Source organism: uncultured Negativicoccus sp. (assembly GCF_902480485.1).
Lineage (GTDB): Bacteria > Bacillota > Negativicutes > Veillonellales > Negativicoccaceae > Negativicoccus > Negativicoccus succinicivorans.
Genome location: NZ_CABSTC010000060.1, coordinates 1 through 6,790 on the forward strand (window position 1 = coordinate 1; position 6,790 = coordinate 6,790).

The 6,790-nt window shown below is 52.2% G+C and carries 6 protein-coding genes and 2 pseudogenes; 3 read left to right on the forward strand and 5 right to left on the reverse strand.

Annotated elements, in window-relative coordinates; translation table 11 throughout:
- A pseudogene (locus RDN69_RS05385) lies at positions 1–337 on the reverse strand (undecaprenyl/decaprenyl-phosphate alpha-N-acetylglucosaminyl 1-phosphate transferase); the annotation flags it as partial.
- Between the two features lie 356 nt (positions 338–693).
- Between RDN69_RS05385 and RDN69_RS05390 the strand changes: the two are divergent.
- On the forward strand, positions 694–1,227 hold the full coding sequence (locus RDN69_RS05390; RefSeq protein WP_288218333.1) for a hypothetical protein: 534 nt from the start codon (positions 694–696) through the stop codon (positions 1,225–1,227).
- A 143-nt stretch (positions 1,228–1,370) separates the two neighbouring features.
- Here the strand turns inward: RDN69_RS05390 and RDN69_RS05395 are convergent, their stop codons facing one another.
- Positions 1,371–1,883, reverse strand: coding sequence for an outer membrane beta-barrel protein (locus RDN69_RS05395; protein ID WP_034436917.1), 513 nt, complete (start codon positions 1,881–1,883; stop codon positions 1,371–1,373).
- 166 nt (positions 1,884–2,049) lie between these two features.
- On the opposite strand from RDN69_RS05395, the gene RDN69_RS05400 reads away from it, so the two are divergent.
- Both RDN69_RS05400 and RDN69_RS05405 read left to right on the forward strand, forming a co-directional pair.
- Positions 2,050–3,594: a ClC family H(+)/Cl(-) exchange transporter gene (locus tag RDN69_RS05400; protein WP_024049066.1), complete on the forward strand. Its 1,545-nt coding sequence runs from the start codon at positions 2,050–2,052 to the stop codon at positions 3,592–3,594.
- A gap of 96 nt (positions 3,595–3,690) precedes the next feature.
- Positions 3,691–4,638, forward strand: a complete 948-nt coding sequence (locus RDN69_RS05405) for a D-2-hydroxyacid dehydrogenase (protein WP_024049065.1) — start codon at positions 3,691–3,693, stop codon at positions 4,636–4,638.
- A 54-nt stretch (positions 4,639–4,692) separates the two neighbouring features.
- On the opposite strand, the gene RDN69_RS05410 is transcribed toward RDN69_RS05405, so the two are convergent.
- The 3 genes and pseudogenes from RDN69_RS05410 to RDN69_RS05420 all read right to left on the reverse strand — a co-directional run.
- A complete protein-coding gene (locus RDN69_RS05410) occupies positions 4,693–6,063 on the reverse strand; it encodes a phosphomannomutase/phosphoglucomutase (protein ID WP_024049064.1) in 1,371 nt (456 codons plus the stop codon).
- Positions 6,064–6,366, reverse strand: coding sequence for a YerC/YecD family TrpR-related protein (locus RDN69_RS05415; RefSeq protein WP_034436924.1), 303 nt, complete (start codon positions 6,364–6,366; stop codon positions 6,064–6,066).
- A gap of 173 nt (positions 6,367–6,539) precedes the next feature.
- Positions 6,540–6,790, reverse strand: a pseudogene (locus RDN69_RS05420) (hypothetical protein); the annotation flags it as partial.

The following is a 6,790-nucleotide window of genomic DNA, read 5'->3' on the forward strand; positions in this document are numbered from 1 at the left end:
CACCGCATGCTACCAGCACAACCGCCGCCAAAATCTGACCGAGCAATTTTACCTTGGCGGGAATCTGACAAATATCATCCCATATGCCGACCGCAATAATCACGGCCGACCCCATCAGTAAACCGATCACTTCGGTCGATAACGGCAAGCTGTACAACACCGATGCCAAAAATCCGATATAAATTCCCAAACCGCCCAAACGCGGTACGGCTCCATGATGAACCTTGCGCGCATTGGGATTATCCATCGCTCCGACCCGACAGGCCAAACGCTTCACTGCAGGGGTAATGACATAGGTCACGATGAGCGCAATCCCGAACGCAATTGCATACGCCAAGCTCTTCCGCCTCCTCTATTTTCATTCATCGTTATTGTATCATAATGCGAGTCTTAATAACATTAATTTTGTTAAGCACGATTTTACATTTCATTTTTGCGCTTCGAAAATATTTTTTGCATTACGCTATTAACCTCATTTTTATCCGCTTATACATTCTGTATTTGTGTCTTTTTTATTCCCGATCGGAATGGAAAATTAATTGACAACTATTCCCACTATCCCCTACAATAAGTCTCATCATTTTCGTCTGTCAAAATGTGCAGATAAAGCTGAGCGTGACGCGTCATTATTCTGTCTGCTGCAATGGATGCGGCAACGCTCCGCGTTACATTAACCCTAAAGGAGTTTACCCAATGAAAAAAATTACCACTACCCTCTTGGCGGCTCTCGTGCTGCTCTCCGCCACCCCCTTCGCATTCGCGCTGGAGGCTCCCGCCAACGATGCCACGCGCATCCAGCGGGCCATGACCCAAGAAACGCGCACCGAAACGGTCACGCACACCGAAGAACGCACTCAAGAAACCCGACACGGTCACTCCGTTCGCGTGCAACCGCCGGCGGGCAAAGTGCAACTGGGATTTGACGGCGTAGCCGAAACCGGCTTTGAAAAATGGACCAACGCCGCGATGTCGGTGTTCTCGATTTTCAAAAAATCACCGGTTAAGAAGGCTAAGCAACCGCTTTTACCCGCACTGAAAGAACAGGACCTGCCCTATTTTGAAATCTCCAAAATGCACGGACACAAGCGCACCACCGGCATCACGACGACGGTAACCAAGGAGCAGACAACTATCTATCCGGGTCTGCCCATGGATACGAAACCGCAGTCGGAAGATCCGTTCGAACGAATGATCAGAGACTTCGGTCCGGAATCCGTCAAACGCTAAACGACGGATTCTCTCCGTCGCGCCATGATGCCTTTTGATCGTATGATTATGCGATAAATAGCAAGCGGAAATACAACTTTTTTAGATGTTGTATTCGCGCAATAAAAAAAGACTCGCCGAGCGAGTCTTTTTTATGTTTAGAATTAGAAGCGGTAGTTCAAGCCGACGCCGACACCTTTACGGTTCAAGTCTTCGTCGCGATCCTGGTACGTGTAATTAACGTCCAAGTCGAAGTTCGGGTTCAGATCATACAAAGCACCGACTTTGTATTCTTTTTCTTCACTCGAAACTTTGACGCTGGCATAGCCGTCAAATTTGTCGGTCAGGTAGGTCATGCCTTCCACGCCCGCGTATAGTTTGTTGCCGGCCACGTCGTAGTTGCGATTGCCGAGGGTCACATATACGTTATCGTTCAAACGATATTTACCGTACACATCAAATTCATTGCCCATGTTGACAAGGTCACGATATTCCGCGCCGATCACGACTTTATCGGCGATACCGTGTTCCACGTAGACCGCATGCGAACCGTCCTGCGCTCCGTTGTAACCGTAACCTACATTCGTGCCGCCTTCCGGAATATACGTCACCGGCGCTGCCATGGCGGCGCCCGCCACCAAGCATGCACACGCTGTTAAAATAGCTAATTTACGCATTTCTTTTCCCTCCTTCAAGTATCCTATCGATTAGTTTCATTATAGAGGATACGTTCGTTAATGTACAGTCAAAATTGCCGGTTAAAAAAATTTAATCCGCCGGCGACGCTTGACGTAACATTATGTAAAAGTGCATTATAGATATACTTAAATGAAAGGATCGGATATGTCATTTTTAAAAATTGAAACGCTGCGCAGTCGCTCTTTACGGACCGACTCTACCTTGCTTTTGGAAGGTGTTTTGGTCGGGTTGCTGGCGGGCGGCGCGGGTGTCATTTATCGTTTGCTGATCAGTTGGTGCGAGGACAGTGTCAGCTATTTGGCGCAACTGGCCGCCTTGGACTGGTCCCGGTTGCCGCTGATCCTGATCGCTTTTTGCATCGGCGCCATTGCACTGGGCGCGATCGTTCGTCACGAACCGTATGCGGGCGGCAGCGGTATCCCGCAGGTGACCGCAGAAATTACCGGTCGGATTCAAACGTCCCCGCTTTCGGTTTTGCTGCATAAATATTTGGGCGGAACCATCGCCGCGCTTTGCGGCTTATCCCTCGGTCGCGAAGGCCCGTCCATTCAGCTCGGCGCGATGTGCGGTAAACTCGTCGCCCGGGGTTTGAAACATAATTATATTCGGGCGCAAAATTTGATGTCATGCGGCGCGGCGGCCGGTCTTTCGGTCGCGTTTAACGCCCCGGTATCCGGCGTACTGTTTTCGCTGGAAGAAATTCATAAAACGATTACGAAGCGCTTGATCATCAGCTGCTTCGCCGCCGCCTTGACGGCGGATGTCGTCAGTCAATACGTATTCGGTCTCGCGCCGATTTTCCATTTTCCCGAGATCGGCAAGATGCCGGTCAGCATGTACCCATGGGTCGTTCTGCTCGGCATTGTTTCGGGCTGCATGGGCGCTGTATATTTTTGGGGTCTGCGCGGCTGCTACTATGTGTACGGCAAATTGAATTTATATATTTTATTGCGACCGCTGCCGGCGATTCTCTGCTCGTTCGTGCTGATGCTCTTCTTCCCGATCGTCTTGGGTGGCGGGCATCCGATCTTGGGCCAGCTGTTAAATGCGCCGCATGCGCTTTGGTGGTTATTGCTGCTGCTCGTGGTCAAAACCGCTTTTTCCTTGATTTCATTTGCCTCCGGCGTACCGGGCGGCATCTTCCTGCCGATTTTGATTCAAGGCGCGATTCTCGGCTGTCTGTTCGGTCAAATCGTCGCGCCGGAGTACGTCGTGCTTTTCATCGTGCTCGCGATGGCGGGCTATCTGACGGCGGTCGTGCGCAGCCCGCTCACGTCGCTCTTACTTTTATTTGAAATGACGCAGCGCATCTCCTACTTTTTACCGCTCGCTATTTGCTGTCTGTTGGCGTATTACACGGCGAACGCGCTCGGCACGCCGCCGATTTACGAATATTTATTGCAAAACATTTTGCGTAAAGAAAAACCGCGTCCCGATTTCGATACGACGATGATGCAGGTGACCGCGGTTGTTTCCGATCACAGCCCGCTTGCCGGCACGGCCTTGCGTGACATCGCGTTACCGCCGCACGCGTTAGTGATCGCCATTGATCGCCAGGGCGTCGCGGTGGTGCCACGCGGCGAAACGGAAATCCAGGCCCACGATCAGCTGGTCTTTGTCTTGCCGCGCAATCAGATCGGCGCGCTCGAAGCGCTGCTCGATGAAACCACCGAATACGAACAACCGTAGCTTGCTGCGGTTGTTTTTTTTATTCTGACACGGCAAGCTGCCGAGCGCGGTATTTACGGGTATAATAAAAGCAAAGGAAACAGAGGAGGAATGAACATGCCAAAACTGGTAGTACTCAACCATCTGACACCGGAACGCTTGGAACGTTTGCAACGGGTCCGCCCCGATGCCACTGTCGAAGCGTACGCTAAAATGAGCGAGGCGCTGCCGCACCTGGAAGATGCCGATGCGGTGGCCTTGTGGGGCTCCATGGATCCGCTTCCCGTGCTGGAAGCCGCGCCGAAACTGCGCTGGCTGCACAGCATGAGCGCCGGGATTGAAAAACTGTTGCCGCCTCCCATGCAACAAAACGATATCGTCTTGACGCACACCGCCGCGATTCACGATGCGCCGGTCGCGGAGCGGGCGCTGGCGTTGCTGCTCGCGTTGCGTCACAAATTAAAACGCGCCGTGACGGCGCAAGCGGAAAAAAATTGGGATCCGCAGTCATTTACGTCGCTGGAAAATACGAAAGTGTTGATCGCCGGTTTCGGTGGCATCGGTAAAGAAATCGCCAAACGCTGCGCGGCCTTCGGCGCGGAAATCATCGCGGTGAAAAATCATCTGACGGAAGAGCCTTTGGCCGACCGCGTCATCACGAACGATGAATTAATGAATGTCTTGCCGGAAGCCGACATCGTCATGTGCGCGCTGCCCGGCACACCGGAAACGGAAGGATATTTCGGCGTCAAAGAAATCGCCGCGATGAAAAAAGGCGTTTACTTCATCAATATCGCGCGCGGCACGATCGTTGACGAAACCGCCTTGATCGAAGCGCTGAAGTCGGGTCGCGTCGCGGGCGCGGGGCTCGACGTCACCGCACGGGAACCCTTGCCGGAAGATTCGCCGCTGTGGACGCTCGACAATGTGATTTTGACTCCGCATACCGCGGCGCGCGTCTACGGCTACATGGACAAAGTTTTAGATGTGTTGGCGGATAATTGGCAACGCTTTTTAAGTGATCAGAAGCTGAAAAACATCATTGATAAAAAACGCGGCTATTAAAAATAACAATTGGCAATAAAAAAGAACGCGATCGCGTTCTTTTTTATTGTTCAATTATTTTACCGTCGTTTCAATCAGCGCCAACACTTCATCCCGCTTGGTTTGCATCAGCTCCCGATCGCCTCGCGTTTCCAAATTGAAACGCACCAGCGGTTCGGTATTCGACTGCCGCAAATTGAATCGCCATGTGCCGAAATCCATGCTCAAGCCGTCCAAATATTTGATTTCCCGCGCCTGATCACGATACGCCGCTTCGACGACGGCCAGCGTTTCCTCCGTTGATTTTACGACGCGATTAATCTCGCCGCTGCAGGGGAACTGCGCTTCCATATCAGCAATCAGTTGCGAGAGCGGTTTGCCTGTTTCGCAAATGATTTGCGCGACCAAAAGCCAGGGAATCATGCCGCTGTCACAATAGGAAAAATCGCGGAAGAAATGGTGCGCGCTCATTTCCGCTCCGTACAGACCGTCCACACGCCGCATCGTCTCTTTCATAAAAGCGTGGCCGCCCTTGGATTCCACAGCGGTCGCGCCGTAACGTTCACAAATCGCCTGCGTGTTCCAGTACAGACGCGGATCGTGCACGATGGTCGCGTGCGGATCCAGCGTTAAAAAATGTTCCGCGAGCAATCCCAAGACGTAGTAGCCTTCGACAAAATTGCCCTTTTCATCCACCAAAAAGCAACGATCGAAATCGCCGTCCCAGGCTACGCCCAATTGCGCTTTTTCCGCTACGACCGCCCGACTCGTCACCAGCCGATTTTCTTCGATCATCGGGTTCGGTACACCGTGAGGAAAGGTCGCGTCCGCGTCCATGTACAACTCATGCCAGGTGAACGGCAAATGCGTTTTCAAATCGTTAAACGCCAAACCCGCGCCGCCGTTGCCGGCATTGACCACGATGTGCATGGGCTTTAAATGACTCAGATCCACGTACTGCAATAAAGTTTCGATATACTCTTTCTGTACGTCGAGCGTTCGGTAAACGCCTTTTGTTGCCGGCGTGGCAAAATGGCCGGCGAAAACGCGCTCTTCGATTTCTTTTAAACCGGTATCCGCGCTGATGGGAATGCCTTCTTCACGCACCAGTTTCAGGCCGTTGTAATTGACCGGATTGTGGCTGGCCGTCACCATGACGCCGCCGTCCAAACCGTAATGAAACGTCGCGAAATACACCATCTCGGTGCCGCAGACGCCGATATCATACACATCCGCGCCGCCGTCTGTCAAACCGCGCGCCAACGCCTCCGAAAGGCGCGGCGAGCTTTCGCGGATATCCCGCCCGATCGCTACTTTGCGCGCTTTGTATTGGTCCGCATACGCGCGTCCGACACGGTAACTTACTTCTTCATCCACTTCCGTCGGCACGATGCCGCGAATGTCATACGCCTTAAAGCCGTTGCGACTCTTCTCCAGTGCTTCCATTTACGTATCCTTTCCCTCTAACCGCTCCAGCATCGTTTGGTAACCGTCCGCGCCGTAACGCAACGCGCGTTTGACGCGGCTGATCGTTGCGGAACTCGCTCCCGTAAGCGATTCGATATCTTCATATTTTTGACCGCTGTGCAGCAACTGCGCCACCTGCCAGCGCATACTCAAGTCTCGCAGCTCGGAAACGGTACACAAATCTTCCAAAAGCGCATACCCTTCCTCGCGCGTTTCAAGTGCCAGCAACGCATCCAGCAGGCTGTCCATTGCCGGGCTGACCAATCTCGGATTTACGCTCATCATTTCCCCTCCTATTATTCTTTATTATAGCACATAGTAAAACAAATACGCTCGTATTGCAGCGGCAAAAACAAGCTGTTCATACCGGCATAGGCGAACGTTATGGCGACTTACCAAAACGAATTCCCGCACGCAAAAAGAGATCCTGTACGGGATCTCTTTCGTCATATACGTTAAAAAATAAATTCCGGCTCGTCTTTTGTGATCAGACCGATTTTCACTTGCGCATGAAATACTTCGGTCAGGTATTTTGCCAAAAGGTCACGCCCGCGTTCCAGATCTTCACGGCGATCGGAAAATCCGTCCAAAAGGTAAAGAATATCTTTCGTTTGGGGCGTGATTTTACCGAGTTCGCTTTGCCTCCATAAAAACCGGCGCGTACGCACGGTCGTACCGGATGCGTACACAATCTCTCCGAGGTCCG